Source organism: Streptosporangium album (assembly GCF_014203795.1).
Lineage (GTDB): Bacteria > Actinomycetota > Actinomycetes > Streptosporangiales > Streptosporangiaceae > Streptosporangium > Streptosporangium album.
In genome coordinates this window covers 106,908-131,567 of record NZ_JACHJU010000001.1, presented here as the reverse complement: position 1 = coordinate 131,567, position 24,660 = coordinate 106,908, and the positions used below count along the sequence as shown (strand labels likewise).

The following is a 24,660-nucleotide window of genomic DNA, read 5'->3' as shown; positions in this document are numbered from 1 at the left end:
CATCGTCGAGGTAGGTCCCGTACGCTGATCAGCCGTAACGGTTGGGGGTGGGGATGAACCAGGAGACGGTGCTGCAGACGCTGGTCGTGCCGGTCATCGCGATCGCGGTGGCGGGCGTGTCCCGGCGCAGGGGATGGCCGGTGCCCCTGCTGCTGGTGCTGGCCGGGCTGGTGCTGTCGCCGCTGGTGCCGGAGTACGAGCTCAACCCCGAGCTGGTCCTGCTGGTGTTCCTGCCGCCGCTGCTGTACTCCGCCGCGATCGACAGCTCCTACCTGAGGCTCAAGGCGGTACGCAGGCCGGTCGGGCTGCTCTCGATCGGCCTGGTGCTGTTCACCACCCTGGTCATCGGCTGGGTGACCCACCTGCTCATCCCCGGCCTGCCGCTGGCGGCCGCGTTCGCGCTGGGCGCGATCGTGGCCCCGCCCGACGCGGTCGCCGCGGTCGCGGTGGCCCGCAGGCTGGGACTGCCCCGCAAGGTGGTCACCATCCTGGTGGGGGAGAGCCTGTTCAACGACGCCACCGCGCTCACCGCCTACCGGGTGGCCGTCGCCGCGGCGGCGGGCGCGGGGCTCACCTGGCTGGACGCGGCCGGCAGGTTCCTCTACTCGGCGGTGGGCGGCGTCGTGGTCGGCGTGGTGCTCGCGTGGGTCCTGGTGAGGGGACTGCTGCTGCTGCGGGACGCCCTCGTAGAGAACACGATCATGTTGCTCATCCCGTTCGCGGTCTACCTGGCGGCCGAGAGCGTGCACGTCTCCGGTGTGATCGCCGTGGTGATCGTCGGCCTCTACGTCGGCCACCGCCTGCCCACCGCGGGTTTCAGCACCCGGATCCTGTCGGACGCCGTCTGGCGGATCGTGGACTTCTTCCTGGAGTCGATCGTGTTCGTGCTGATCGGCCTGCAGCTCTGGCCGATCATGAATGCGCTGGAGGGGGAGAACCCGTGGAGGCTCACCGGGATGGCGCTGGCCGTCTTCGCCGCCGCGGTGCTCGCCAGGATCGTCTGGGTCGTGCCCAGCATCTACCTGCCCAGGATCCTGTCCAGGAAAATCCGCAGTCGCGAGCCCCATCCGCCGTCCTGGCAGGACACGGCCATCGTGAGCTGGGCGGGCATGCGCGGGGTGGTCTCCCTGGCCGCCGCGTTCGCCCTCCCGCAGGGATTCCCCGGCCGCGCGACGCTGCTCTATCTCACCTTCGTGGTGGTGATAGGCACCCTGCTGATCCAGGGAATGTCGTTCCCGGCGCTCATCCGGCGGCTGAAGATCTCCAACGAGCAGGAGATCTTCGCCGACAACCTGGCAGAGGCAGCCGCCCAGCAGGCGGCGGTGGCGGCCGGACTGGCCCGGTTGGACGAGCTGGTGGCCGAGGGGGTCGCGGACATCCACGAGGACGTGGTGGAGCAGCTCAGGTCACGGTCCGAACGCCGTGGGCTCACCGCGTGGGAGCGCCTCGGCGGCGGCACCGGCATCGAGGGGGAGGAGACGCCGAGCACCGTCTACCGGCGGTTGCGCAGGGAGATGCTGGCGGCCGAGCGCGAGGTGCTCGTACGGCTCCGCGACGGGGGGCGCATCGACGACGAGGTGCTCCGCAGGATCCTTCAGGAGCTCGACTTCGAAGAGGCCACCCTCGAAAGGGACTGAGGCGTGTCCTGCGGTTCCCCGACCGCGGCCGGGGGAGCCACAGAACACGGCTAGCCGATGACGTTGTCGATGTAGCACCAACGCCAGTCCTCGCCCGGCTCGAACGAGGCGACGACCGGGTGGCTCACTTCCTTGTAGTGGGCGGTGGCGTGCTTGCCGGGAGAGGAGTCGCAGCAGCCGATGTGTCCGCATGACAGACATTTGCGTAGGTGAACCCAGCGCATGCCGATGCTGAGGCACTCCTCGCATCCCTCGGGCGTACGAGGGGGCGGGTCCTGGGTCTGGGCGAGATGGGCGCAGCTATGCATGATCCCCCTTTGTGGATGTCTCACGGTGATCGTACGGCGGGATCCACGTTGCGTGATCCGCCCACGGCGGCGCGGACGGAGCGTATGGAACCACCTTACTCCGCGCTCCTTCCGGCCCTGCGGAGATGCGCGGGCCGCCTGCCGGACCGACCCGTTGGGTAGGGTCGGGGCATGCTCCCTCTTCCGCGACGGATCCCCGCTCTCGCCGCCTCCGCGCTGACCGCTGTCCTCCTCGCCACCGGATGTTCGGAGATCCAGCAGGTGAGCGACGGGGTCGACAACGCCCAGCAGTGCCTGCAGGCCGCCGGTATCGTCACCCAGACCCTGCAGAAGATCAGCGCCACGGTGGACGATCCCGCCGCCATGGAGAAGGCGCTGAACGACGGGGCCGCCAAGCTCGGCGACCTGGGCGACAAGGCGGCCAACACCACGCTCAAGGAGGCCGCAGACGGGGTCGCCAAGCAGTTGGAGGGCCTGAACGTCAACAGCGCCAACGAGGCCGTCGACGCGGCGCAGAAGGTCGCGACCGACTCGGTCAAGTGGGTCGAACAGCTCACCAACGCCTGCGGCTGAGGCGGCGCGGCTCATCACCTGCGGCTTTGCTCAACCCGGGTTCTCTAGGGGAAATGTCGCTGAAATAACGTCGTTCCCATGGACAGCCCCGGCAACGAACCGGATCCCCGGTTCACCCTCGCCAATGAACGCACCTTCCTGACCTGGCTGAGCACGTCGCTCGCGCTCAGCGCGGGCGGCGTCGCGATGGCCGCGGTCTCCGAGGACGTCTTCGTACCGTGGATGCGGACCGTCCTGGCGCTCACTCTGGTCTCCCTGTCTGCCCTGTCGGCCGCGATGGCCTATCCCCGCTGGCGCCGCGTCCAGCGTGCCCTGCGCACCGCCGCCCCGCTCCCGCCCCCCGCCATCGCGCCCCTCCTGGGGTACGGCGTGGCGGCCGTGGCCGTGCTGGCCGTGATCCTCATCCTGCTGGGCCGATGACCCCGCTGTGGGACGAGGGCCTGCAGAGTGAGCGGACCAGGCTGGCCTGGGTCCGCACCGCCGCGCTGCTCGCCGTCAGCGGACTGGGCGCCGGGGGCGCCGGGCTGCGCGTCGGCGTCCCCCCGCTCGCCGTCGTCCCCTTCGCCCTGGCCGCCCTGTGCGGCGCGCTGCTGCTGGCCCGCACGGGCGTCCGCTACCAGCGCGTGCAACGCGCCCTGCACGGAGGCGGCCCGCTCGACGAGCGGTCCGACGCCGTCATCGCGTGGCTCGGCACCCTGGCCTTCGCCGCCGGAGCGTTCGTCTTCCTGCTCACCCGCTAGGAGCCCCGGCCGGGGGCCGCGTCCCGCGAAGTGTATGTTCCGACGAGGGAGAGCGTTCGCCGGGGGCCGTACAGATGATCCTGGGTTTCGTCGCCGTGGTGGTGGCGTGGTACGTGCTGCGGGGGGCTGCGCGGCGGTGGGCATGGGCCCGCCAGACGGTCGAGCGGCTCTCGCCGTACACCCGGGGGCTGCACGCGTGGGTGCTCGCGGCGCCGGCGACCTTCGCCTACATCGCGATCTTCACCAGCTCGACGCTGCTGCAGAAGACGGCCCCGAACGCGCTCATCGACCTGCTCACGGCGGTCCAGGGGACCGACCTGGCCCATCTCGGCGCGCGGCCGCTGACCGCCCTGGCCGACAGCGCGCTCTGGGTCGCGGACAAGGGTTCGGGGCTCGTCCTCTATGTGCTCGTCTTCGCGTCTGTGGTGGCGTGGGCGGAGACACGGTACGGCACGCCACGCATGATCGTCATCGGGCTGTGCGGGCACGTGTTCGGCTCGCTGCTGACGGCGCTGGTCGAATGGCACGCGATCAAGACCGGGAGGGCTCCGCTCGCGCTCGCGCTCACCACCGACGTCGGCGTCAGTTACATCATGGTCGCCGGGTGCGCGGCGGCGGTGGTGGTGATGCGCGGCCGCCGGCGGCTCGCCGGAGCGGTCGCGCTGGGAGCCGGGGTCCTGCTACCGCTGTACGTCACCCGCACGCTGTGGGACCTCGGGCACCTGCTCGCCACGGCGTGCGGCCTGGCGGCGGCGCTCTTCTCCCTCGCGGTCGCGCCGCCGCGTGTCCCACCGGATCTCTGGCCACGCCTGCCGTCTCCACGGGCAGGTGAGCGTCCCGGCTAGGAGTCGGCGCCCATCGCCACGGTCTCGGCGACCTCGGCGTGCCGTCCGGCCTCCTCGGCGGCGAAGCGCTCGGCGTCGAGTCTCTCGGCGATGTCCTCGTCCTGCTTCATCAGCGCCTCCAGGTTCTGGCCCGCCATGTCCAGGACGCCCATGTCGGCGTAGGCCTGCTGGAGCCGGGGGCTCCACAGGCCGATGTCCTTGACACACGGGACGATGCGGCTGAACAGCAGGGAACGGAACAGCCTGAGGTACTCCGACTGGTCGACGCACTCCATGGCCTGGGCGACCTCGGATCTGCTCAGGCCGATGGTCTCCCACGTCTCCCGGCCGCGCAGCCGGTCACGCATCAGGTAGCACCCCTCGATGACGAAGTCCTCGCGCTCGCGGAGCTCGGCCTCGGTGAGCTGCCTGTAGTAGTCGCGCAGCGCCATCCGGCCGAAGGCGACGTGCCGGGCCTCGTCCTGCATGACGTAGGAGAGGATCTGTTTGGGCAGCGGCTTGGTGGTGATGTCGCGCATCACCCCGAAGGCGGCCAGGGCCAGGCCCTCGATGAGCACCTGCATGCCGAGGTAGGGCATGTCCCAGCGGGAGTCGCTCAGCGTGCTGTCCAGCAGGGCCTTGAGGTGGGTGTTGATGGGATAGGCGAGGCCTACCTTCTCCTGCAGGAAGCGGGCGTAGGTCTCGGCGTGCCGGGCCTCGTCCATGGTCTGGGTGGCCGCGTAGAACTTGGAGTCGAGTTCGGGGACCGACTCCACGATCCTGGCCGAGCAGATCATCGCGCCCTGCTCGCCGTGCAGGAACTGGGAGAACTGCCAGGCCGCGTTGTGCAGGCGGACGTCCTTGCGCTGCTTTTCGTCCATCCGGTCCCACAGCGGTGTGCCATGGATCGCGATGGTGGTGTCGGGGACGCCGAGCACGTTGTACGGATCGACCTCAAGGCTCCAGTCGATGCGTTTGACGGAGTCCCACTGCTTGTCCTTGCCCTTCTGATAGAGGGCGAGCATGCGGTCCCTGCCGTCGTCGTACTCCCACGTGAAGCGGGCGGCTCCGGCCGCCTCGACATCCCACGTGGAGAGTTCGGCCGGGATCGTGTAGAGATCGTGAGTCGACATGCGGCCTCCAGAGACGTACACCGTACGTATACCAGCGAGAGTCGCACGTACGGTGTACGGGCGTCAAGGCGGGGGGGACAATGGCAGTATGCCTGCAGAGCCACTGTCCCGTCCCCGCATCGTCGCGGCGGCCATCGATCTGATCGAGCGCGAGGGTGCCGACGCGGTGTCCATGCGCAGGATCGCGGCCGACCTGGGTGTGGGCGTGATGTCTCTCTACAACCATGTGCCCAACAAGTCCGCCCTGCTCGACGGGGTGGCCGAGACCGTGCTCTCGCAGATCGAGTTCGCCGACGACCCGGACGCCGGCTGGACCGACCGCGTGCGGATACAGGCGCTCGCCTTCCGGCAGATCGCCCACCACTATCCCCGCTGCACGATGGTGGTGGTCAGCCGCCAGCTCCAGTCGACCGCCGGGCTGCTGCCGGTGGAGCGGGCGCTCGCCACGCTGCGCAGCGCCGGGTTCGACGGGCGTGACGCGGTGCGCATCCTGCGCGTGTTCATCGCCTACATCGTGGGCTCGCTGCTCCGCGAGGTCGGCGTCACCCCGACCTTCGCCCCGCTCCACCGGCCCGACGTCGCGGTCGAAAACGTCGATCCTCTGCTGTTTCCGCAGGTGAGCGGGCTGGCCCCGCAGTTGATCGACTGTGACCCCGAGGCGGAGTTCGCGTTCGGCCTGGAGTTGCTCATCCAGGCGATAGCCGTACAGCTGAAAAGATGACGTCCGGGACCCGCCGGCCCCGGACGCCGGAGGAGTGTTCCCTTCCCCTGGACACTCCTTCTGCGGTCAGTACCAGTTACTGGACTGGAAGTGACCCCATGCGCCGCACGGTGATCCGTAGCGGCTCTTGATGTAGCCCAGCCCCCAGCTGATCTGGGTGACCGGGTTCAACCGCCAGTCCCTGCCGCTGCCGCTCATCTTCGAGCCCGGCAGTGCCTGGGGAATGCCGTACGCCCCCGAGGAGGCGTTGTACGCCTGGTGGTTCCAGTTGCTCTCCCTGGTCCAGAGACTGTTCAGGCAGCGAAACTGGTTGTGGGACCACAGGCGGCGGGAGACGAGCCGGAACGCGATCGCCTTGTTCCTGCTCTTGGTGGTCCTCGAAGCGAACCTGATGACTCTGGGCTGGGCCTGGGTGAACCACGTACCCTGATGGACGATCATCTTCGCCAGCCCTTTCCTGGCCGGCTGCATGATCTCCTTCGCTTGCCCGATCCCCGCCGATCCGACCATCGCCGAGGCGGCGATCATGGTCGCGGCGGTGTTCCGCAGGACGCGGTAGCTGTTCATGATGATCCTTGTCCGCTGGCCGCGTGCGGGAGGCGCGCGAGAGGGCGCTGGCCCCCTCGCACGCCGGACGAACCGGCGTCCATGGCTCGGACGTGGACATGCCCGCGCGGTCTCGCCGGCCCGTTTCCGGCATGAGACGCCGCGACGTTTTCTCTAGGGCGCTTTCTAGTACGTCGGGGAAGCCCTGAGCGGTGGTTGCGACATGCGGTGGAAAGGTGTTTGCCCGATCTTCGTGGCCTACGGGTGGTTCGGCGGGCTCCGGCTTACCACGAGCGATGCGCCTATGCGTGGGGAGGAGGTGAAAAACACCCCGGCATGGGGTTTAGATCTAGTACCAGCCGCGTGACTGGAAATGCGCCCACGCTCCGCACGGTGAACCGTAACGCCCCTTGATGTAGGAAAGTCCCCATTTGATCTGTGTCCTGGGGCTGGTGCGCCAGTCACGTCCGGCGCCGGCCATCTTTCCGCCGGGCAGCGCCTGGGGGATGCCGTAGGCGCCGGAGCGGCGGTTGTGCGCTAAAGGGGTCTGCCCTTCGCTGGGAACGAGGGACGGTCGCCACGATGCCCCGGCGATTCTCCGGCGGGCCAGTCGACAAACCTTGTCGAGACCTCTGTCAAAGATCGGTTAGAGAAGGATCATGCGCCTGGTGAGGGGCTCGGCGTCTCGCCTATGGCGTCCATCACATTTCATTCCTTGGACGTCATAACTCTCACATGTGACAGGGCGATTAGGGTGCAGACCATGAGCATCCGTGATATCCCCGTGCACACTCTCGCCGACGTCCCCACCGCACTGGCCGAGCTGCTCGGCGACAAGGCAGCCCTCATCGTGAACGTGGCCTCCAGGTGCGGTCTCACTCCGCAGTACGCGGGGCTGGTCCAGCTCCAGCGGACCTACGCCGAGCGGGGGTTCACCGTCGTCGGCGTCCCGTGCAACCAGTTCATGGGCCAGGAGCCGGGCAGCGCCGAGCAGATCCAGGAGTTCTGCTCCACGACCTACGGGGTGGACTTCCCGCTGCTCGCCAAGACGGATGTCAACGGCGATGACCGGCATCCGCTCTACGCCTCGCTCACCCAGGCCCCCGACGCCGACGGCGAGTCCGGGGACGTCCGATGGAACTTCGAGAAGTTCCTGGTCTCCCGCGAGGGGGAGGTGCTGGCCCGGTTCCGCCCGGCCGTCGAGCCGGAGGACCCCGCCGTCATCGCGGCGATCGAGAAATCCCTTTAGGGGCGCAGCTTCCCCTGACGATCAGCTCGGTGGGCAGCAGCACGCTGCGCGGGCGTCGTCCTCCGGCGCGCAACACCAGCTCGGCCGCGCGGTAGCCGATGTCCTGGGCGGGCTGGGCGATCACGGTCAGCGGCGGGGAGCACAGCTCGGCCCAGGGCACGTCGTCGAACATGATCAGTGACATGTCCCTGGGCACCCGCAGATCCAGCTCCCTGGCGGCGAGCACGGCCGCCTCGCCCAGCAGGTTGCCCCCGGCCAGCACGGCCGTCAGGTCGGGCCGGCGCTGGAGGAGCCCGGCGGCGATCGCGTAGGCGGAGTCGCGGCTGCCGCGCGCGGAGACGATGAGCTCCTCGTCCACCAGTTCGCCCAGTGCCTGGCGGAAGACGGCCAGGCGCTGCTCCTGGCCGGGACCGCCGAGATAGGCGATGCGGCGATGGCCCAGCCCCGTCAGGTAGTCGACCGCGGTCCGCACCCCCGCGCGGTCGTCGGCCAGCACCGAGGGCACGTCGTCGCGCCCGGCCGCGAGCCGGTGTGCGAACACCATGGTGAGCCCGGCCCGCAGCGTCGGGGTCCACGTCTCCCCGTCGCCGGAGGGGACCGCGATCACCCGGTCCACCCCCTGCTCCAGCAGTATGCCGATCAGCTCCGCCTCGCGTTCCGCGTCGTCGCCGGTCGCCCCCAGGATCACCGGCTCACCCGCCGAGCGCGCGCAGGCGAGCACACCGTCGGCCAGTCGGCCGTAGAAGGTGTCGGTGATGTCGGGCAGCAGCAGTCCGATCCCGCCCGACCGCTGCTGGCGGAGGTTGCGGCCGAGCGCGCTGGGCCGGTAGTCGAGCTGGGCCGCGACGGTCAGCACCCGCTCCCTGGTCTCGGGACTCGCCGAGCCGCCGGACAGGACCCGCGACACCGTGGCGACCCCGACCCCCGCCACCTCGGCGACGTCCTTGATGGTCGTTCGACGCATATTCATGGAAACGATTCCATCATGATTTCCGTAGCGGATCCAGTGCGAAGAGATAATGACGCCCCTGTTGACAAGGAAGAACCAGACCAGCTCTTGACATCGATGTTCCTTTCCGGTGGGATGCATGAAAACGTATCCACATCGGGTGAACGCGGGGTTGACCCGAGGCGCTAAGGACTTCCATGGCATCCATCGTTCTCAGCAAAGTCGACAAGATCTACGCAGGCGGTGTAAAAGCCGTGAACGGCCTCGACCTTGAGATCAAGGACGGCGAGTTCATGGTGCTCGTCGGCCCGTCCGGCTGCGGAAAGTCCACCGCCCTGCGCATGATCGCGGGTCTTGAGGACATCAGCGGCGGCGAGATCGCCATCGGCGACCGGGTGGTCAACCACCTGCCTCCGAAGGACCGCGACATCGCCATGGTCTTCCAGAACTACGCGCTCTACCCGCACATGACCGTCGAGGAGAACCTCGCCTTCGGTCTCAAGCTCCGCAAGATGCCCAAGGCGGAGATCTCCAAGCGGGTCAACGAGGCCGCCAAGATGCTCGGCCTGGAGCAGTACCTCAAGCGCAAGCCGGCCGCCCTCTCCGGCGGTCAGCGCCAGCGTGTCGCGATGGGCCGCGCCATCGTCCGTGAGCCGCAGGCCTTCCTCATGGACGAGCCGCTGTCCAACCTGGACGCCAAGCTCCGCGTCTCCATGCGCGCCTCCCTCAACACCCTGCACGAGCGCCTCGGCGTGACCACCGTCTACGTCACCCACGACCAGGTCGAGGCCATGACCCTCGGCGACCGCGTCTGCGTCCTGCGCGACGGACTGCTCCAGCAGGTCGACACCCCGCAGAACCTCTTCGACAAGCCGGTCAACCTGTTCGTCGCGGGCTTCATGGGCTCCCCGTCGATGAACTTCGTCAACGCCGAGCTGGTGCGCGGCGACGGCGGTGCCGCCGTTTCGTTCGCCGGCTTCAACCTGCCGGTGCCGGACGAGACCTTCACCGAGAAGCCCGGTCTCGACCAGTACTTCGGCAAGAAGATCATCCTGGGCATCCGCCCCTCGGACTTCGACGACTCCGTCGCCGCCAACGGCTCGGCCGGCGGCTGGACCCGCCTGCAGGTCCGCGCGGAGGTCACCGAGGAGCTCGGCTCCGAGATCAACGTCCTGTTCCTGATCGACGCCCCGCCGGTCCAGCACCAGGACACCGTCGCCGCGGCCGACGCGGGCGACGACGAGGAGGCGACGCTCCCGCTGGTCGGCGACAAGTCGCTGTGGACCGCCCGCGTCAACTCCCGCAGCCACGTCCGCCCCGGCCAGAACATCGAGCTGGTCGTGGACACCCACAACCTTCACTTCTTCGACCCGGTCTCGGGTCTGGCGATCGGCCACCACGCCAACGCCCGCGTCTGACCACCTCCGTAGGCCGGAAGGGCCCGCGCCACGACCCCCTCCCGTGGCGCGGGCCCTTCCGTGTCCGCCCCGGCCCGTGTCCGCCCCGGCCCGGGTCCGGCGGTCCTACCGCCGGCGGCCGAGGCGGCGGGAGATCTCCCCGGAGAGACCCCGGGGGACCAGCCTGCCGACTCCGACGATGACCTTGTAACGGATGTCCGGGACGCTCACCCGCCTGCCGCGGGCCAGGTCGCGCATGGCCTCGTTCACCACGTTGTCCGCCGAGAGCCACAGGAAACCGGGGATACCGGAGACGTCCATCGAGGCGCGGTCGTGGAACTCGGTCCGGACGAACCCCGGGCACAGGGCCATCACCCGCACGCGGCCGCCGGTCAGCTCGGCGGCGACGGACTCACTGAAGTTGACCACCCACGCCTTGGACGCGCTGTAGGTGCCCCGGGTGAAGAACGCCGCCACCGACGCCACATTGACCACCGCTCCCCGGTCGCGCTTCCGCATCGCCGGCAGCGCGGCCAGCGTCAGCCGCAGCACCGCCTCGCAGTGCACCGTCAGCATCCGTAGCTCGTCGGCGACCGGAACGTCGAGGAAGGCGCCGGGGTGGCCGAAGCCGGCGTTGTTGACCAGCAGGTCGACCCCCTCCCGGAGTCGCCTCTCGACCGCGGCCAGGCCCTCCTCGGCGGCCAGGTCGGCGGAGAGCACCTCGACCTTCACCCCGTAGCGCAGGCGCAACTCCTCTGCGGAGGCGCTCAGACGCCCCTCGTCGCGGGCCACCAGGACGAGGGAGAAACCGTCGGCGGCCAGGCGGCGGGCGAACGCGGCACCGAGGCCGGCGGTCGCACCTGTGATCAATGCGGAAGGCATGTCCGAAGTCTAGGGACCGCGCCGTCCGATCCGGCGGCTCCCCGCCGCCTTCCGGAGCGATCCTCCCCGGCGTGTCGCTCCCGCGAGGGTCAATGTTCCGAGAACGCCCGGCGATCGTTTGGCAATGAGCGTGAGCCGGACGAGCTGTCCCTATGCGGGGGTGAATATAACGGGTTCCGGAGACATGTCGCTCGTGTTCTGAGTGGCACGTTCTATGGCCTGAATCATCGCCACCAGGAGTCTGAAATGGCCGGAAAGCAGACGATCTCTCTTCTCATCGCGATGGCTGTCGGGGGTGGACCCGTGCTCGGACTCGCCGAAACGGCGACCGCCGACGCCGACCTGTCGCCGCCGGTGGCCGCCTTGCGGGCACATCCCTATCCACCGGTCCCCGACATCGATACCGGCGATCCGTTCATGGGCGAGGGCGATTTCGGGGGCCCCGAGCAGGCGATCGAGGACCTCGCCGAAGGCAAGGTGAACGCCATCATGGGGAAGGCCGATACCGGGCTCAACGGCGAGGACGACGACGGCCCGGCAATCGTCCAGGACTCCAGGAACCGGCAGGTCATCAAGCTGACCGACAACGACTGGGGCCACGGAAGGTGCGGCGGATGCGGCGGATGCGGCAGATGCGGCGGGGGGCGCCGGGCCACCGCCGCTGCCACCTCCGGTGCCGGTGAACTGCCGTTCACCGGAGCACCCGTAGCGCTCATCGCGACGATGGGTGCCGGCCTGCTCGCCGTCGGCGCCGCCGGCACGCTGATCTCCGTACGGCGTCGCAGATCTTCCGGTGTCCGGTAGGAGGCGCAGTCGAGTCGTCCTGGCCGTCCTGCTGGGTCTCGTCGCCGTCCTCGTGCCCGCCGGGGGCTGGTCGGCCCATCTCGTCCTGAGCGTACGGGACCATCTGGAGGCGACCAGGACCGCGCTGCTCCGGCTGCGCACGCTGGCGAGCACACGCGACATCGAACCGATGGCCCGGGCGCTCGCAGACGCCCGGCGGCACGCCACCGAGGCGCGGCGGCTCACCGCGGGCCCCGACTGGTCGGCGATCGCCCACGCCCCGGTGGTGGGCGACGGCGCGACGACCGTGCGGGTGCTGGCGGAGAGCGCCGCGGAGCTGACCGATGTGCTGGCCGCCGTCCAGCGGGTCGGTGGGGCGTTCCTGACGGCGGAGTCGCGAGCCCCGGGCGATGTGACCTCGGTGCTGGCCGACCTCGACGCCGCGACGCCGGTTCTGGACGACGCCGTCACCCGGCTCGCACGCATGAGGTCTCGTCTGGAGGCCACACCGGCCGACACCGGCGTCGACCCGCTCGACAAGGCACGCGACACGGCGCTGGAGGGCGTCGATCAGCTACGGGGCTGGTTCGCCGGCGCGGCGGCCGTCACGGCCCTGCTCCCGCCGATGCTGGGTCACGACGGCCCGCGCCGTTACTTCCTGGCGTTCCAGACCAACGCCGAGGCGCGGGGGACCGGAGGTCTGGTCGGCGCGTTCGGCATCCTGCGGGCCGGCCACGGCAGGGTCGACGTCACGCGGTTGTCCGCCAACACCACCCTTGACACGAGCTCGGGACCGGTCGCCGACTACGGCCGTGACTTCCGGGCGCGCTACGGGCCGAGCGCGGTCAGGATGCTCTCCAACTCCAACCTCTCCCCGCACTTCCCGTACGCCGCGGCCACCTGGACGCGGCTGTGGGAACAGCAGACCCACCAGCGGCTGGACGGCGCCATCGCGACCGACCCGATCGGCCTGTCCGACCTGCTCGAGGTGATAGGGCCGGTCACCCTCCCCGACGGTGAGACGGTGACCGCCGGGAACGTCGTCGGCCTCACCGAGCGGACGGCCTACGCCCGATACACCGACCCCGTGGCGCGCAAGCGGTTCCTCATCACGGTCGCCGGCGCCGTCAGCGAGGCGCTGCCCTCGGCCCTCGCCGAGCCCTCCCGGCTGCTGCCCGCTCTGCTCCACATGGTGAACGAGCGCAGAATCCAGATCTGGAGCCGCCACAGGGCCGAGCAGTCACTCCTGTCGGCGGCCGACGCCGGCGGCGTGCTGTCCCGGCGGCCGGGACCGTTCGCGGGGCTGGTGGTCAACAACTCGGCCGGCGGCAAGCTCGACTACTACCTGAAGCGCTCCCTCGACTACGAGCTCGGTCCATGCCGGAGCGGGCTGCGCTCCGCGAGGGTGCGGGTCCGGCTCACCAACGACGTGCCCCGTGGGAGCCTGCCCAGCTACGTCACCGGCCGGCTCGACTCCCCGCAGCTCCGCCACACGCCCGGCTCCAACCTGCTGTGGGTGTCGCTGTACGCCGGGATCGGAACGAAGATGAGGCTGGCGCGGCTCGACGGTGACCGGGTGCCGGTCCTGCGGGAGGACGAACGCTCCCATCCGGTCTACTCGACCCTGCTGGAGTTCGCCCCGCGGCAGTCGAGGACGCTGGAGTTCGATCTGCTGGAACCGTCTTCCGACCGGCAGCCGCTGGTCCCGGTGCAGCCGCTGGTCCGCCCCCAGCACACCCGGATCAGCTGGGACACGCAAGGCTGTACCCCCTGACCGAGTGGCCGCGGCGGAGGACGGTGGACGCGCACGCCGTTCCGCGGGCATTGCAGTAAAAGGTAAAGCGCGGCGCGCCAGGGGTGAACGCCTGGCGGGGGCGGCCTACCGTCGCGCTCATGCAGGGTTCACCGAAGACCAGTGAGAGCATCGTGCCCACCCGGCCCTCCGGGCACGAGCGCTGTGGACGGCGGTGCTGGAGGGGCCCCGGAGCGGTGCCCGCTCCGGGGGACGAGCCCAGATTCCGCATCCTGTACGTCTGCACGGGCAACCTCTGCCGTTCCCCGCTGGCGGAACGGCTGACCCGGTCGGTGCTGGGGCCGTGCCCGGCGCTCCAGGTGATCAGCGCCGGCACTCACGCCGAGCCGGGGAAGCAGATGGCCGAACGGGCTCAACGCGTGCTGGTCAGGCTTGGAGGAGATCCCCGGGGGTTCACCTCCCGCCCGCTCACTTTCGAGCTGGTGGCCGCCGCCGACCTCGTGCTGACCGCCACCTCCGAGCACCGCGCCGAGTCGGTGGCCAGACATTTCCCGGCGGCCGCTCGGACCTTCACCATCGCCGAGTTCGGTGCGCTGGTCCAGGCCGTGCCGCCTGCCGCGGTCACCTGCCATGCGGACCCCGTATGCCGGGCCCATGCGCTGATCGCCGAGGCGAGGGCACTGCGCGGGCTGGTCCGTGTGGACCAGCCGGACATCCCCGACCCCCACGGTGGCTCTTGGCTGGCTCACCGGATCGCAGGACGGAGGATCGCAAAGTCACTCGCCGCGCCGCACCTGCTGCTCACGCGTGCGTCGGCGTCTTACTCTTGACCTCTGCGTCGGACTCGTAGCCGTAGCCGTAGCCGTAGCCGTATTCCTGGCGGTTCCTGGCGGGCGCGAAGTTCAGGACGGCGCCCACCAGGCGGGCGTTGATCGACGACAGCAGTTCCGCGACACGGACGACATGCTCCCGCCGGGTCCTGCCGTACCGCGCGATGAGGAGCGTACCGTCGCAGATCGCCGCGAGCGCCGCGGCATCGGTGATGGGCAGCAGCGGCGGCGCATCGATGATCACCATGTCGTAGGCCTCGGTGAGCTGGCTGAGGACGCTGCGCATCACGCGTGAGCTGAGGAGCTCGCTCGGGTTCGGCGGGATCTGGCCGCTCGGCAGGATCGACAGGTCCGCCGCCCCCCAGGTCTGGATGACGTCCTGTAGCCCGGCTCTTTCGATCAACACGTCTGTGAGGCCCGTCGTGCCTTCGATCCCGAAGTAGTCCGGGATGCGCGGGCGGCGGAGGTCGCCGTCCACCAGGATCACCCGCCAGCCGGCCTGCGCGAGCGTGATCGCGAGGTTGGCTGCTGTCGAGGACTTTCCCTCACCCGGCAGGCAGCTGGTGACCACGAGCGATTTCGGGTGCCGGTCGACGCCGACGAACTGCAGGTTGGTTCGGAGCGAGCGGAACGCCTCGGCCCTGGACGACCGGCCGCGATGACGGATGATCAAGGGAAGGCGCCGTGCGTCCCGCTCGTAGCCAACGACGCCCAGGATCGCGCTTTTCGACGCCTGCTGTAGCGCTTCGTCTGACTTGATGGTGGTGTCCAGGTGGTCCCGCAGGATGAACGAGCCGACGGAGACAAACAGCGCGATCACTACGGCAAGCGCGAGGTTGACCAGCGGCCGGGGAGCGACCGGCGCCACCGGGGGGATTGCCCGATCCACCATGGTGACCTTGACCGTGGCACGACTGTTGGGAGCAGGCCGCTCGATCTCGCTGATCAGCTTGGGGAACTCGGTGCCCAGGGCGTTGGCCAGCTGCGCGGCGCGTGCGGGGTCGGTGTCGGTGACCGTGGCCCGGATGAGCACGGTGGAGGGGATGGACTCCGCGGTGATGTTCCCCTGGAGGCTCTGGACGTCACCGCCTTCGGCGATCTTTTCGATCACGCGGCGGCTGGTCAGCAGTTCGGCGTAGGACTGCACGCGCTGCTGGGACAGCGCTCCCGCCTGGTAGGCGGTGGAGAGGCTGCCCTCCCTATCGTGGCCGGAGACCAGCATGGTGATCGTCGCGACGTACTTGGGTGGCGTGTGCGCGGTGACGAAGGCCGCCGCGGCCACCGCCACGCCCAAGGAGAAGAGGATGAGCAGCCAGTTCCTGCGGATGAGCCGCAGGTAGGAGAGCAGATCCACTGGATCAACGCAGCCTTTCGGGGATTCGTGAAAGAGTCTTGGAGTGCTGGGCCGGCGAGTAGACGTTCACGCCCTGCAGCAGGCTGATGAGAAGAAGGGCGGTTCCGCCCGCGACGATCGCCGCGGTGATCGGCGGCACCCACTTCAGGGCCACCGCCAGGCAGAGCGCGCCGGCGAGAGCCGTGATGACGCCAAACAGCACGGCGACCATCCGGATGCCGAAGCCGACACGGCGGAGCCGGTGCGAGACGTGGTCGGTGCCGCCCGTCAGCGGTGAACGGCCGGCCATCGTCCGCGAGACGAACACGACGCCGGTGTCGACGACCGCGACGAAGGTCGGCAGGAGCAGCCCGGAGGCCATGGTGGCCGGGTCTCGCTCCGCCACCAGGACGACCGCAGAGGAGCTGAGGATGGAGCCGATGAACAGCGATCCGGAGTCCCCCATGAATATCCTCGCGGGAGACCAGTTGTGCAGCAGGAAGCCGAGGCTGGCATAGGCCAGCACGGACAGCAGCAGCCCGAGTGACGGCTGGGCGGACACGAAGGCCACCCCCGCAAGGAAGGCGGCGGCGACCGTGGTGACGGCTCCCAGCGTGCCGTCCATGTTGTCCAGCAGGTTGAAGGAGTTCGTCATCACCACGATCCACACCACCGTGACGGCTCCGTCCACCCAGCTATCCGTCAGGGTGATCTGGACGCCGGAGAACACGACTCCGCTCGCCGCCGCCGTCTCCACGGCCAACCGGGTGAACATGGGCAGCGAGCCGAGGTCGTCGATCAGGCCGAGCAGGGCAACCGCGGTGGCGGCCAGAAGAATCGCGGTGATCCGCCGATCGGCCAGGCCCAGCACCGCCGTCGCGGGCACGACCGTGGCCAGTGCGATCGCGACGCCTCCCAGATAAGGGGTCGGACGGGCATGGGCCTTGTTCCCGCCAGGACGGTCGGTGAGATCCCACCGTAGGGCCAGACGCCTCAGCGGCACGACGGCCGCCGCGCTGAGGAGGAAGGCGGCCGCTCCCGTGGCGAGGGGGATCGTACCGTTCACCGGATGGACGCCGCGAAATCCGCGCGGGCCTCCGTGACGACATCTACGAGGATCTCGTCGAGAGCGCGACGTGGAATCCAGCCGGTGAGTTCGCGGAGCTTGGTGGTGTCGGGGACCCTGCGCGCCATGTCCTCGAAGCCCTGCTCGTAGGCCTCGTGGTAGGGGATCAGGTCGACACCCGACGTAGAGCCGGTGCGCTCGATGACCAGCTTCGCGAGCTCCAGGATGCTCACCTCGTCGGCGGAGCCGATGTTGAAGGTCTGCCCGATCGCCGCGTCCTCGTCGAGAAGCCCGAGCAGCGCGTCGACGACGTCCGCGACATGGGCGAAGCAGCGGGTCTGGGTGCCGTCGCCGAAGACTGTGAGGGGCATGCCGCTGAGCGCCTGCCGTACCAGGCGTGGGATGACCATGCCGTAGGCCGGGCTCTGCCGCGATCCCACGGTGTTGAAAAGCCTGACGACGATCGTCGGCAGGCCGCGTTCCTTGTGGTAGGCGTTGGCGAGGATCTCGTCGACGGCCTTCGCGGTGCTGTAGGCCCAGCGCACCACCGCAGGGCTCCCGAGGATGCGGTCGGAGTCCTCTCGGAGCGCGCCGGAGGAGTTCTTGCCGTAGATCTCGCTCGTGCTGGTGACCAGGATCTTCTTCCGGTACCGGTGCGCGGCCTCGATCACGATCTCCGAACCGCGGATGTTGGTCGTCAGGGACCGCAGCGGCTGCTCGACGATCAGCTTGACGCCGACCGCGGCCGCGAGATGGACGACCACGTCGCACTGGTGGACCAGTTCGTCCACCATAAGCTCGTCCAGGACCGACCCGTGCACGAAGTGCAGATGGGGGTGGGAGTGCAGATTCTCTCGCCGCCCGGTCGACAGGTTGTCCAGGATCACGACGGATTCGCCGCGGGCGAGCAGGGCGTCGGTCAGATGCGACCCGACGAACCCGCTGCCACCTGTTATCAGGTAGGTGTTCCTTGATTGTTTCTTCACTGGCTTCCTCTATTACGCGCTAGGAGAAGGTCTCTGTGGCCAGGGGGAAGCGATGGGTCAGATGTGCGCATCGAGTTGTAGGGCCGTGTCGGTGGTCGCCGAATTCTCGAACCAAGCCACCGTCTTGCGGAGCCCGTCTTCGAGGGGCACCGGGCACACACCGGGGAACAGACGGCGCAGCAGGCGGGGGGAGGCCTGTGACTCCTGGATCTCACCGATCCGGGGAGGCAGGAAAGCCGGCTCGACCGGCCTGCCGAGAACCGTTCCGAGGGTGTCCTTCAGATACCGCAGGGTGGTCCGCGTGCCGAACGCGAGGTTCACCGGCGTCGGACTCGTCACCCGGCGGACGGTGGCGTCGACGAGAACCTCGGTCAGCGAGCCCACGTAGGTGAAGTCCCGCGCCTGGTTCCCGTCACCGTAGACGGGCACCGGACGACCTCGCAGCGCCATGGACACGAAGGTCGGGATGACGGCCGCGTAGGCGTGGTCGGCGGCCTGCATGGGGCCGTAGACGTTGAAGAAGCGGAAAGGCAGGACCGGCAGGCCGAAGCTCTCCGCGTACGCCAGGCCGTATGCCTCGGTCGCGAGTTTGCTCGCGCCGTACGGGCTCAGCGGCCTGGTGGGAAGGTCCTCGTGCTTCTGCGGCTCCCGGCAGTCGCCGTACACCGAGGACGACGAGGCGAGCACCACGTGCGGCCTGGCCGCACGGCAGGCCTCCAGGACGTGGAGGGTGCCCGTGGCGTTGACGGAGTGAGTGGCCAGAGGGTCGGCCAGGGACCGTGGAACCGACGGTCGCGCGGCGAGGTGGACGACGGTGGTGGTGGTGCCGGTGATGAGATCGGCCAGGAGCCCTCGGTCCAGGATGCTGCCCATCACGAAGTCCACCTCAACGCCTTCGAGATTGGCGAGGTCTCCGCTGCTCAGGTCGTCCAGCACCGTGACGTTTTCGACTTCGGGGCGGGCCGTGAGCGCACGGCACAGATTCGCGCCGATGAACCCCGCGCCACCGGTCACCAGGACTCTCACCTGTCCATCCCTCCCGTGGTTGGTTGCGTGGCACCGCGATCGCGGTGCGCTGTGCCCAGCGATCGGTAGAGGGCTTCGGTATCCGCGACGAGGCGCTCCACGTTGAACGAGGTCGTGGTCCACCGGCAGGCCGCCTCGCCCATCCGGCGCGCGAGATCGGGATCGGAGAGCAGCCTCACCACCTGTCCAGCCAGTTCGTCGGCGTCGGCCCCGGCCAGCAGGCCGGTACGCCCGTCCTGGACGATCTCGGCGACGCTCCCCACCCGTGTGGAGACGGCCGGGGTCCCGGCCATCCCCGCCTCGACGAGTGTCAGGGGCGTGCCCTCATTGTCGGAGGTCAGCAGAACCACGTCGGCGGCCGAGTAGACCGTCTCCACGTCCTTTCTCCAGCCGAGCAGGTGGAAGGAATGCCGGATCGGGTCGATGTCCCGCTCGATCTGCTCCCGCAGTTCACCTCCGCCGCAGACGACGAAGTGACAGCCGGGAACCTGCCGGAGCACGGCACGGGCCGTGGCGACGAACCGGTCGGGCCGTTTCACCTGGGTGAGCCGGCCCACGTATGCCACGACGGGCGCGTCGGGCGGCAGGCCCAGTTCGGCACGGGCGGCTCCACGCTCGGGGACCGGGCCGAGCCGTACACCCGGGGCGATCACCACGTACTGCTCCGGACGGCCGATCCGGGCTTCGAGCAGTTCGTCGCGGACCTGTGAGCCGACGGTCACGAGCCGGTCGGTCATGGAGGCGAGGATCCGTTCCGACCGTACGTAGAGCGCGCGCTTCGGCCGGGTGAAGTAACCGTTGAGGAGATGCCCGTGAAAGACGTGGATCCGGGCCGCGCTGACACGGGACAGGCAGGCCGCCATACGCCCGAGAGTGCCGGCCTTCGTCGTCCGGGTGTGGACGACGTGCGGCTGGAAGGCGCGCATGGCGGCCGTCAGCCGGAGAAGGGCGAGATAGTCGTCCGACGGTCTGATCGACCGGCCGAGACCCGGAATCGGGTGAACGCGCACCGCCGGACCCTTCAGGTCGAGGTGGTCGCCCTCGCCGGCGCCGACATGGCCCGTATAGAGACGGTGGTCGAACTCCTCCTGGTCCAACCCCTCGGACAGCCCCGATACCTGGGTAGCGGGGCCGCCCACATTCATCCGGGCGATTATCTCCATGACACGAATCCGACCGTCCGGCTTCATACGGGCTCCTTGGTGACAGGCGTGGCTCACGTCGAAAAGCTAACTAGGGATTCGGTCTGTTCCGCCCACGCCGTCGCGACTGTGGTGAAATGTTTTCTCGCTCCCTACCTGCGCGTGATCGAGCCACGTTGCCAGGCGCGGCAGCCATCCGCGGCTCCTTATAGCCATGGGGATCAGCCAATGGAATGCACTGGTAAAAAGAATCGGCAAGGAGGGGTAATCACCGGACCATGGGCGACCTCCGGGCATGCTGTTGTCCAGCCCTAGCGCTAGCGTCGCCGTCGCAGAGTTGCTTGCCGGTGGTTCAAATCGACCGCCGGTCCCTGTGGCGTCGCCTTGACGCGGACTGAAGGTCGCTTTCCATGGAATATTTCATCGTCGCCGCTGCCGCAATGATGCTCGCCTTTCTTGTTCATGCGAACCTGGACGCGGGAGTGGCACGCCGAGTGCTACCGGTTCTGCTGGTCGCGTTCATCGTCCGACTGATCGTCCATGTTCTGGTGATGCGAAGCGGTGTCATCGACTATGGCGGCGACAATCTGGGGTATGAGGGCAGGGCCATGGAAATCGTTGAATACTGGAAACGTAATGGTCTTCAGTTCGTCACATCCGAAGATATCAGCTCCCTGTCTTTCGTCGCTGTGCCGTGTCAGGTCTTCGCGATTGTCGTCTACCTGTGCGATGGTCCGGCCCCGCTTGCCTGCACCGCTGTCGTCGCACTACTCGCCTGTGCGTTGTGCATTGTTGTATACAAGTTTGCGCGGTTGGTCGGCGCCGATGATCGCTCAGCATTTCTGCTGCTTGTCGTGACGGCATTCATGCCTGCATTCCTGTTGCACACGTCGGATACGTACAAAGATGGATTTAATGCGTTCCTCGTGGTTGCCAGTATTGGGCTGGGGGTTTCGATCGCACGTCGTTTCGATGTACGCAAGATGCTCATGCTCGTGCCGCTGCTGTGGGCACTCTGGTATGTGCGCCCGTACATGGTGTTCATGTGTGCAGTGCCGCTGATCCTTGGTCTGGTTGGTCTTAAGAAGGTGTTCTCCTTCCGGGGCGTGTTCGCCTTTTCGGTGCTACTGGTGTCCGCTCTTTTGGTTTTCGGCGGTATTTACGAAAGTGCTCCGATCGAGGTGATTCAGCAACAACTTGATAAGGGCCAGGCGGAGAACGTCCTTCGCGCCAACGGGGATGGAGGATCTGGCGTCGGTTTCGAAGACGGCGGAAATCCATGGAACGCGCTTGGCCCTAAGCTGCTCTATACGCTCCTATCTCCATTTCCCTGGACCCAGGGCGGCCCGATGCTGCAACTTGGAAAGATAGACGTATTCATCTGGTACTTCATTCTTTACCATGCGGTGCGCGGAGCTCGCCGGCTATGGCGCCATGACCGCGTGACACTCCTTATTCTCCTGTCATTCATCATCCCGGGCGCGATCGCCTACGCAACGACTATGGCCAACATGGGCCTCATCTTTCGCCAGCGCATGCCGATCATCATGGTTACGAGCGTGCTCACCTCGGTGGCATGGACAAAGAATTTAGACGGCAAAGAGCAGTCTGCCGGTGATGTTGTTTCGAGGGTTTAGCCGCACCGGTACTACATTCAGAGATCTTGAGATGTAAGCATCGGTAGTTTGTTGTGATCGCTTGATCGCTGCTATGTCCGGGCTCGTGGGCGGATGCAGAGTGGAGATGAAGGTATCCGCTCGTTCGTCTGGGAGGACATCATGGCTGAGCGGCTCCCGGTTTCTCCGGCACCCGGCCCGTTGGAGGGCTACCCGGCCCGGTTTCGATGACCTGCTGGCGTCCCGGGCGCGGCGCCGGGCGTTGCGGGACTATGTCACGGCGCTGCTGCAACCGCGGGACCGGAACAAAACGTTGACCGCGCCGGCGGAGGCCGAAGCGGTCGTCGGCGCCACGCACCGGGAGGTCCAGCGCCTGCAGTGGTTCTTGTCCGAATCACCCTGGGAGCACGAGCCGATCAACGACCGGCGGATCGAACTGCTCATCCAGGCAGCCGCGACCGCGCCCCACGGCCAGGGCGCGTTGCTGCTGGACGACTCCGGGAACCGGAAATCCGGGCACGCGACCGCGTACGTGTCCCGCCAGTACATCGGCTCACGCGCGCAGATCGAGAACGGCATCGTCGCGGTGAGCACCGCCTGGGCCGACGAGCGGATCTACTATCCGCTGCACACCGCCCCCTACCAGTCGGCTCCCACGCTGCCCGAAGGCCGGGCCGATGCGGCGTTTCGCACCAAGGGCCGGCTCGCCGCCGACCTGGTGGCCCGGGCCCGCACCGCGGGGATCCCGTTTCGGGCGCTGGTCGCCGATTGTTTCTACGGCCCCAGCGAAAGCCCGCGCTTCATCGCCGATCTGGACGCCGCCGGCGTCCCCTACGTGGTGGCGATCAAGCCGAACACGCCCATCATGACCAGCAGCGGTCACACGCTCACCCCCGCCCGGCGGGTCGTCCGGGCCGGATGGCTGTCGCGATCCCATCCGGGCCGCTGGCGCCCGGTGCGCCGCCGCTACCGCGACGGACACGCCGAGACCTGGTGGGCCATCGAGCTCACCATGGCCCGCTACGGGCCCGACCGGCCCCACCGGATGATCGTCGCCACCTCCGACCCGGCACGCGGCCGGCCACACTGGCCGAAATCGTTCACCTGTACGGGCTGCGCGGCTGGATCGAGCAGGACTGCAAACAGACCAAGCACGAGCTGGGCTGGGCCGACTTTCAGGTCCGCTCCGGCCGGGCCATCCAGCGCCACTGGGCCCTGGTCAACCTGGCCTTCTGCTTCTGCTGGCTGCACCCCGCCGACGATCCCGGCCGGCACCCCGCCCCGACCGAGGACACCACGCCGCCCGGCGACCAGGTTCCGGCACCCCCGGCCGCGGGCCCTGCCCGCCAGGAGACCTGGCCCGAACGCCTCCGCCGGATCCGCGCCTGCCTGAACCCGATACGCGATCTCTCCCGCCTGGCCCGCGACGGCGCCCTCAGCCTCTGCGCACCCGAACTCACCGCCCTGATCGCCACACTCACCAAGGGCGTCGGCGTCAACCTCTACCTACCGCCGTAGGCCACCCTCGACGATCACAACAAACTACCGATGCTTACCGCCAGTACTGATGCTGTTGACGAATTCAGTCAGGCTGCCTTCGCTAGTTTCATCAGAGGCGAGGCTCGGGTAGTGGCCAGGGGAATCCCGTCGAGCCAGGCGTCGATCCGGATGAGGTTAACCGCCGCAGCGCTCAGCAGCTGTTGCAGTCCTACTTTGGCCAGGCCCCGATAGCGTGCGTGTCTGATGTCGGGGCCGCGGACGGCCTGCGAGATCGTGCCTTCTATCCCGGCCCGACCCAGTACCAGGTCCGCAGGTGGACACCCTGGCATCGGCACGTCACCACCGTCATGCTGGCCCTGGCCTTCCTCGCCGTCACCCAGGCAGCCTTACCACCAGACATCGACGAGCCCTCCGACCAGGGAAAAGACCAGCGGGCTCGCCCCAAACCACCCTGACCACCGCCCCACCCCGTCTGCTCCGGCCCTCGCTCGCCGAGATCCGCCGCGTCCTGGCCCGCCTGTTTATCCCCGCAGCCCGCGCCATCGACCAGCTCACCATACTGGTCAAGAACCGGCTCAAACTCGCAGTACCGACCCGACCTGCTCAACTGCTTCATCGCCGAGACCGGTCTCGCGCTCTCCGGTCCGCCGTAACCTCCGGCTTTCTCGCTCAATATCTCCGGCTTGTGATCTGGGAGATCCGAGCGTGATACTCGGCCAATGTCAGGGCCTTAAATCTCTCGGCGACGAACTCGAAGAGCTCCTCCATGTCACCAAACAGCCCCTCGATGCTTCGACCCGTGCGGAAGTAGGGACTCCCGCCGGGCATCATCTCCGATGAATGAAGCATGAACTCTACGTGGTCGCCCGTCGCCGCTCGCGTTTGAGAGGCGAGCTGCAACAAGTCGGTTCTGTTCCTGCCGTTGGGCCTCATCCATTTGACCTCAGGAGAGATCCGATTCAGGAGGCGTTTCGCTGTACTGCTATACGAAATAAATTTGTTGACCTGCTTCCAAGACTGCCTCCACCGGCTGGGGGCTATAGTCATTGGCACCTCCAGAAGAGGCGAGTCGCCTTCTTTGCTGATACATTTTAGGTCGACGAAATATGCATGTTCGGGAAAACCTGAATAATCCCTCGGTCCGCAGCCGTTTGGTGCCCCCCGACTTCCCTCCCAAGAAATATGTGGGGTCACAGAGCAATCAACAAGGTATCCATGTTCGACCAGAATTTTCGCATATCTCTCGTCGAGCGCCCACCTGCCGGCCCGGTGGCTTATCATGGACACTTGGAAGATATCTTCTAAAGTCCCGGTGGCTACTTTTACCTTCTCCCTGATGACGCTCTCTGGGAATTCGATCAGAAACGGATGGTATGCATGATCCATGCTCGTCAAAGGAGTTGACGGAGGAGTGGTCCAGGAGTGCAGATGCATTCCGATCTCACCGGTGTCGCGGCCGATCACGGATGCGCCGAATTCCTGAAATGCAGGGCTTTGAGCCATTGCCCATTCCACTAAGTATGTAGGGCGCATCTTATATTTTTCGCACAGCGACTGAAACCTCGGCAGATACCTGGCATTTTCCGTCGTGGCCGTTGAAGTCCGACTCCATTGATCATCGGCTTCCACGTCTATGGTGATAACGAAGGCAGGGCGAGGCTGGGAT

25 protein-coding genes and 2 pseudogenes are annotated in these 24,660 nt (G+C 67.8%); 14 read left to right on the top strand and 13 right to left on the bottom strand.

All coding sequences use genetic code 11. From position 1 onward, the window contains the following. Positions 1-53: 53 nt before the first annotated feature. Positions 54-1,637, top strand: a complete 1,584-nt coding sequence (locus FHR32_RS00550; protein ID WP_184751965.1) for a Na+/H+ antiporter — start codon at positions 54-56, stop codon at positions 1,635-1,637. A gap of 50 nt (positions 1,638-1,687) precedes the next feature. Here the strand turns inward: FHR32_RS00550 and FHR32_RS00545 are convergent, their stop codons facing one another. Beyond that, a complete protein-coding gene (locus tag FHR32_RS00545; RefSeq protein ID WP_184751963.1) occupies positions 1,688-1,945 on the bottom strand; it encodes a ubiquitin carboxyl-terminal hydrolase 14 in 258 nt (85 codons plus the stop codon). Positions 1,946-2,116: 171 nt separating this feature from the next. Between FHR32_RS00545 and FHR32_RS00540 the strand changes: the two genes are divergently transcribed. From FHR32_RS00540 to FHR32_RS00525, 4 genes are all read left to right on the top strand, one after another. Beyond that, positions 2,117-2,518 carry a DUF8711 family protein gene (locus FHR32_RS00540; RefSeq protein ID WP_184751961.1) on the top strand — a complete coding sequence of 134 codons (402 nt, stop codon included), beginning with the start codon at positions 2,117-2,119 and terminating at the stop codon, positions 2,516-2,518. A 78-nt stretch (positions 2,519-2,596) separates the two neighbouring features. Beyond that, positions 2,597-2,938 carry a YidH family protein gene (locus FHR32_RS00535; RefSeq protein WP_184751959.1) on the top strand — a complete coding sequence of 114 codons (342 nt, stop codon included), beginning with the start codon at positions 2,597-2,599 and terminating at the stop codon, positions 2,936-2,938. Next, a complete protein-coding gene (locus FHR32_RS00530) occupies positions 2,935-3,258 on the top strand; it encodes a DUF202 domain-containing protein (RefSeq protein WP_184751957.1) in 324 nt (107 codons plus the stop codon). The genes FHR32_RS00535 and FHR32_RS00530 overlap by 4 nt, the downstream gene beginning before the upstream one ends. A gap of 74 nt (positions 3,259-3,332) precedes the next feature. After that, the gene (locus FHR32_RS00525) at positions 3,333-4,103 is read left to right on the top strand and encodes a rhomboid-like protein (RefSeq protein WP_184751955.1); all 771 of its coding nucleotides are present in this window, start codon (positions 3,333-3,335) and stop codon (positions 4,101-4,103) included. Here FHR32_RS00525 and FHR32_RS00520 read toward each other — a convergent pair. Beyond that, entirely contained in the window at positions 4,100-5,215 is a 1,116-nt protein-coding gene (locus FHR32_RS00520) for a ferritin-like domain-containing protein (RefSeq protein WP_184751953.1), read from the bottom strand. The genes FHR32_RS00525 and FHR32_RS00520 overlap by 4 nt on opposite strands. Before the next feature lie 88 nt (positions 5,216-5,303). Between FHR32_RS00520 and FHR32_RS00515 the strand changes: the two genes are divergently transcribed. After that, entirely contained in the window at positions 5,304-5,936 is a 633-nt protein-coding gene (locus FHR32_RS00515) for a TetR/AcrR family transcriptional regulator C-terminal domain-containing protein (protein WP_184751951.1), read from the top strand. Between the two features lie 66 nt (positions 5,937-6,002). Here FHR32_RS00515 and FHR32_RS46500 read toward each other — a convergent pair whose 3' ends face one another. Beyond that, positions 6,003-6,503, bottom strand: coding sequence for an aggregation-promoting factor C-terminal-like domain-containing protein (locus FHR32_RS46500; protein ID WP_184751949.1), 501 nt, complete (start codon positions 6,501-6,503; stop codon positions 6,003-6,005). Between the two features lie 328 nt (positions 6,504-6,831). Next, a pseudogene (locus tag FHR32_RS43930) lies at positions 6,832-7,020 on the bottom strand (aggregation-promoting factor C-terminal-like domain-containing protein); the annotation flags it as partial. Between the two features lie 225 nt (positions 7,021-7,245). On the opposite strand from FHR32_RS43930, the gene FHR32_RS00505 reads away from it, so the two are divergent. Beyond that, entirely contained in the window at positions 7,246-7,731 is a 486-nt protein-coding gene (locus FHR32_RS00505; RefSeq protein WP_184751947.1) for a glutathione peroxidase, read from the top strand. On the opposite strand, the gene FHR32_RS00500 is transcribed toward FHR32_RS00505, so the two are convergent. After that, on the bottom strand, positions 7,703-8,701 hold the full coding sequence (locus tag FHR32_RS00500; protein WP_184751945.1) for a LacI family DNA-binding transcriptional regulator: 999 nt from the start codon (positions 8,699-8,701) through the stop codon (positions 7,703-7,705). The two genes, FHR32_RS00505 and FHR32_RS00500, sit on opposite strands and share 29 nt — an antisense overlap. 176 nt (positions 8,702-8,877) lie before the next feature. Between FHR32_RS00500 and FHR32_RS00495 the strand changes: the two genes are divergently transcribed. Continuing rightward, positions 8,878-10,098, top strand: coding sequence for an ABC transporter ATP-binding protein (locus FHR32_RS00495; RefSeq protein WP_184751943.1), 1,221 nt, complete (start codon positions 8,878-8,880; stop codon positions 10,096-10,098). A gap of 105 nt (positions 10,099-10,203) precedes the next feature. Here the strand turns inward: FHR32_RS00495 and FHR32_RS00490 are convergent, their stop codons facing one another. After that, a complete protein-coding gene (locus FHR32_RS00490) occupies positions 10,204-10,959 on the bottom strand; it encodes an SDR family NAD(P)-dependent oxidoreductase (RefSeq protein ID WP_184751941.1) in 756 nt (251 codons plus the stop codon). Between the two features lie 246 nt (positions 10,960-11,205). Here FHR32_RS00490 and FHR32_RS00485 point away from each other — a divergent pair, with 246 nt between their 5' ends. The 3 genes from FHR32_RS00485 (at position 11,206) to FHR32_RS00475 (ending at position 14,325) form a co-directional block, all read left to right on the top strand. Beyond that, entirely contained in the window at positions 11,206-11,763 is a 558-nt protein-coding gene (locus tag FHR32_RS00485; protein ID WP_184751940.1) for a hypothetical protein, read from the top strand. After that, entirely contained in the window at positions 11,753-13,516 is a 1,764-nt protein-coding gene (locus FHR32_RS00480; protein WP_184751938.1) for a DUF4012 domain-containing protein, read from the top strand. Before FHR32_RS00485 ends, FHR32_RS00480 begins: the two co-directional genes overlap by 11 nt. A 119-nt stretch (positions 13,517-13,635) precedes the next feature. Further along, complete coding sequence (locus FHR32_RS00475; protein WP_184751936.1) at positions 13,636-14,325, top strand: arsenate reductase/protein-tyrosine-phosphatase family protein; 690 nt, start codon at positions 13,636-13,638, stop codon at positions 14,323-14,325. Here the strand turns inward: FHR32_RS00475 and FHR32_RS00470 are convergent. The 5 genes from FHR32_RS00470 to FHR32_RS00450 are packed head-to-tail and all read right to left on the bottom strand — an operon-like array spanning position 14,297 to position 19,899. Continuing rightward, entirely contained in the window at positions 14,297-15,679 is a 1,383-nt protein-coding gene (locus FHR32_RS00470) for a tyrosine-protein kinase domain-containing protein (protein ID WP_184751934.1), read from the bottom strand. The two genes, FHR32_RS00475 and FHR32_RS00470, sit on opposite strands and share 29 nt — an antisense overlap. Positions 15,680-15,683: 4 nt before the next feature. Then, positions 15,684-16,724, bottom strand: coding sequence for a glycosyltransferase family 4 protein (locus FHR32_RS00465; protein ID WP_184751932.1), 1,041 nt, complete (start codon positions 16,722-16,724; stop codon positions 15,684-15,686). Further along, a complete protein-coding gene (locus FHR32_RS00460; RefSeq protein WP_184751930.1) occupies positions 16,721-17,710 on the bottom strand; it encodes an NAD-dependent epimerase/dehydratase family protein in 990 nt (329 codons plus the stop codon). Before FHR32_RS00460 ends, FHR32_RS00465 begins: the two co-directional genes overlap by 4 nt. A gap of 57 nt (positions 17,711-17,767) precedes the next feature. Further along, positions 17,768-18,736, bottom strand: a complete 969-nt coding sequence (locus FHR32_RS00455; RefSeq protein WP_184751928.1) for an NAD-dependent epimerase/dehydratase family protein — start codon at positions 18,734-18,736, stop codon at positions 17,768-17,770. Then, positions 18,733-19,899 carry a glycosyltransferase gene (locus tag FHR32_RS00450; protein WP_246465874.1) on the bottom strand — a complete coding sequence of 389 codons (1,167 nt, stop codon included), beginning with the start codon at positions 19,897-19,899 and terminating at the stop codon, positions 18,733-18,735. Before FHR32_RS00450 ends, FHR32_RS00455 begins: the two co-directional genes overlap by 4 nt. A gap of 389 nt (positions 19,900-20,288) precedes the next feature. Between FHR32_RS00450 and FHR32_RS00445 the strand changes: the two genes are divergently transcribed. Both FHR32_RS00445 and FHR32_RS42755 read left to right on the top strand, forming a co-directional pair. Then, positions 20,289-21,515 (top strand): hypothetical protein, encoded by a 1,227-nt coding sequence (locus tag FHR32_RS00445; RefSeq protein ID WP_184751924.1) that lies wholly within the window; start codon positions 20,289-20,291, stop codon positions 21,513-21,515. Between the two features lie 73 nt (positions 21,516-21,588). After that, positions 21,589-22,887, top strand: a complete 1,299-nt coding sequence (locus tag FHR32_RS42755; protein WP_312881775.1) for an IS701 family transposase — start codon at positions 21,589-21,591, stop codon at positions 22,885-22,887. 193 nt (positions 22,888-23,080) lie between these two features. Here the strand turns inward: FHR32_RS42755 and FHR32_RS00435 are convergent, their stop codons facing one another. Further along, entirely contained in the window at positions 23,081-23,323 is a 243-nt protein-coding gene (locus FHR32_RS00435) for a transposase (RefSeq protein WP_376773263.1), read from the bottom strand. Here FHR32_RS00435 and FHR32_RS00430 point away from each other — a divergent pair. Continuing rightward, positions 23,282-23,449: pseudogene (locus FHR32_RS00430) on the top strand (IS701 family transposase); the annotation flags it as partial. The gene FHR32_RS00435 and the pseudogene FHR32_RS00430 overlap by 42 nt on opposite strands. A gap of 214 nt (positions 23,450-23,663) precedes the next feature. Here FHR32_RS00430 and FHR32_RS00425 read toward each other — a convergent pair. Next, positions 23,664-24,623, bottom strand: coding sequence for a polysaccharide deacetylase family protein (locus FHR32_RS00425; protein ID WP_312881773.1), 960 nt, complete (start codon positions 24,621-24,623; stop codon positions 23,664-23,666). Positions 24,624-24,660 lie beyond the last annotated feature (37 nt).

Excerpts from the sequence above, each read along its gene's own strand:
- FHR32_RS00535 (WP_184751959.1), top strand. The coding sequence starts at position 2,597 with ATGGACAGCCCCGGCAACGAACCGGATCCCCGGTTCACCCTCGCCAAT.
- FHR32_RS00485 (WP_184751940.1), top strand. The coding sequence starts at position 11,206 with ATGGCCGGAAAGCAGACGATCTCTCTTCTCATCGCGATGGCTGTCGGG.
- FHR32_RS00500 (WP_184751945.1), bottom strand. The coding sequence starts at position 8,701 with ATGAATATGCGTCGAACGACCATCAAGGACGTCGCCGAGGTGGCGGGG.
- FHR32_RS00445 (WP_184751924.1), top strand. The coding sequence starts at position 20,289 with ATGGAATATTTCATCGTCGCCGCTGCCGCAATGATGCTCGCCTTTCTT.
- FHR32_RS42755 (WP_312881775.1), top strand. The coding sequence starts at position 21,589 with ATGTCCGGGCTCGTGGGCGGATGCAGAGTGGAGATGAAGGTATCCGCT.
- FHR32_RS00545 (WP_184751963.1), bottom strand. The coding sequence starts at position 1,945 with ATGCATAGCTGCGCCCATCTCGCCCAGACCCAGGACCCGCCCCCTCGT.
- FHR32_RS00530 (WP_184751957.1), top strand. The coding sequence starts at position 2,935 with ATGACCCCGCTGTGGGACGAGGGCCTGCAGAGTGAGCGGACCAGGCTG.
- FHR32_RS00515 (WP_184751951.1), top strand. The coding sequence starts at position 5,304 with ATGCCTGCAGAGCCACTGTCCCGTCCCCGCATCGTCGCGGCGGCCATC.
- FHR32_RS46500 (WP_184751949.1), bottom strand. The coding sequence starts at position 6,503 with ATGAACAGCTACCGCGTCCTGCGGAACACCGCCGCGACCATGATCGCC.
- FHR32_RS00490 (WP_184751941.1), bottom strand. The coding sequence starts at position 10,959 with ATGCCTTCCGCATTGATCACAGGTGCGACCGCCGGCCTCGGTGCCGCG.
- FHR32_RS00505 (WP_184751947.1), top strand. The coding sequence starts at position 7,246 with ATGAGCATCCGTGATATCCCCGTGCACACTCTCGCCGACGTCCCCACC.
- FHR32_RS00450 (WP_246465874.1), bottom strand. The coding sequence starts at position 19,899 with ATGGAGATAATCGCCCGGATGAATGTGGGCGGCCCCGCTACCCAGGTA.
- FHR32_RS00525 (WP_184751955.1), top strand. The coding sequence starts at position 3,333 with ATGATCCTGGGTTTCGTCGCCGTGGTGGTGGCGTGGTACGTGCTGCGG.
- FHR32_RS00435 (WP_376773263.1), bottom strand. The coding sequence starts at position 23,323 with ATGCCAGGGTGTCCACCTGCGGACCTGGTACTGGGTCGGGCCGGGATA.
- FHR32_RS00550 (WP_184751965.1), top strand. The coding sequence starts at position 54 with ATGAACCAGGAGACGGTGCTGCAGACGCTGGTCGTGCCGGTCATCGCG.
- FHR32_RS00520 (WP_184751953.1), bottom strand. The coding sequence starts at position 5,215 with ATGTCGACTCACGATCTCTACACGATCCCGGCCGAACTCTCCACGTGG.
- FHR32_RS00475 (WP_184751936.1), top strand. The coding sequence starts at position 13,636 with ATGCAGGGTTCACCGAAGACCAGTGAGAGCATCGTGCCCACCCGGCCC.
- FHR32_RS00540 (WP_184751961.1), top strand. The coding sequence starts at position 2,117 with ATGCTCCCTCTTCCGCGACGGATCCCCGCTCTCGCCGCCTCCGCGCTG.
- FHR32_RS00495 (WP_184751943.1), top strand. The coding sequence starts at position 8,878 with ATGGCATCCATCGTTCTCAGCAAAGTCGACAAGATCTACGCAGGCGGT.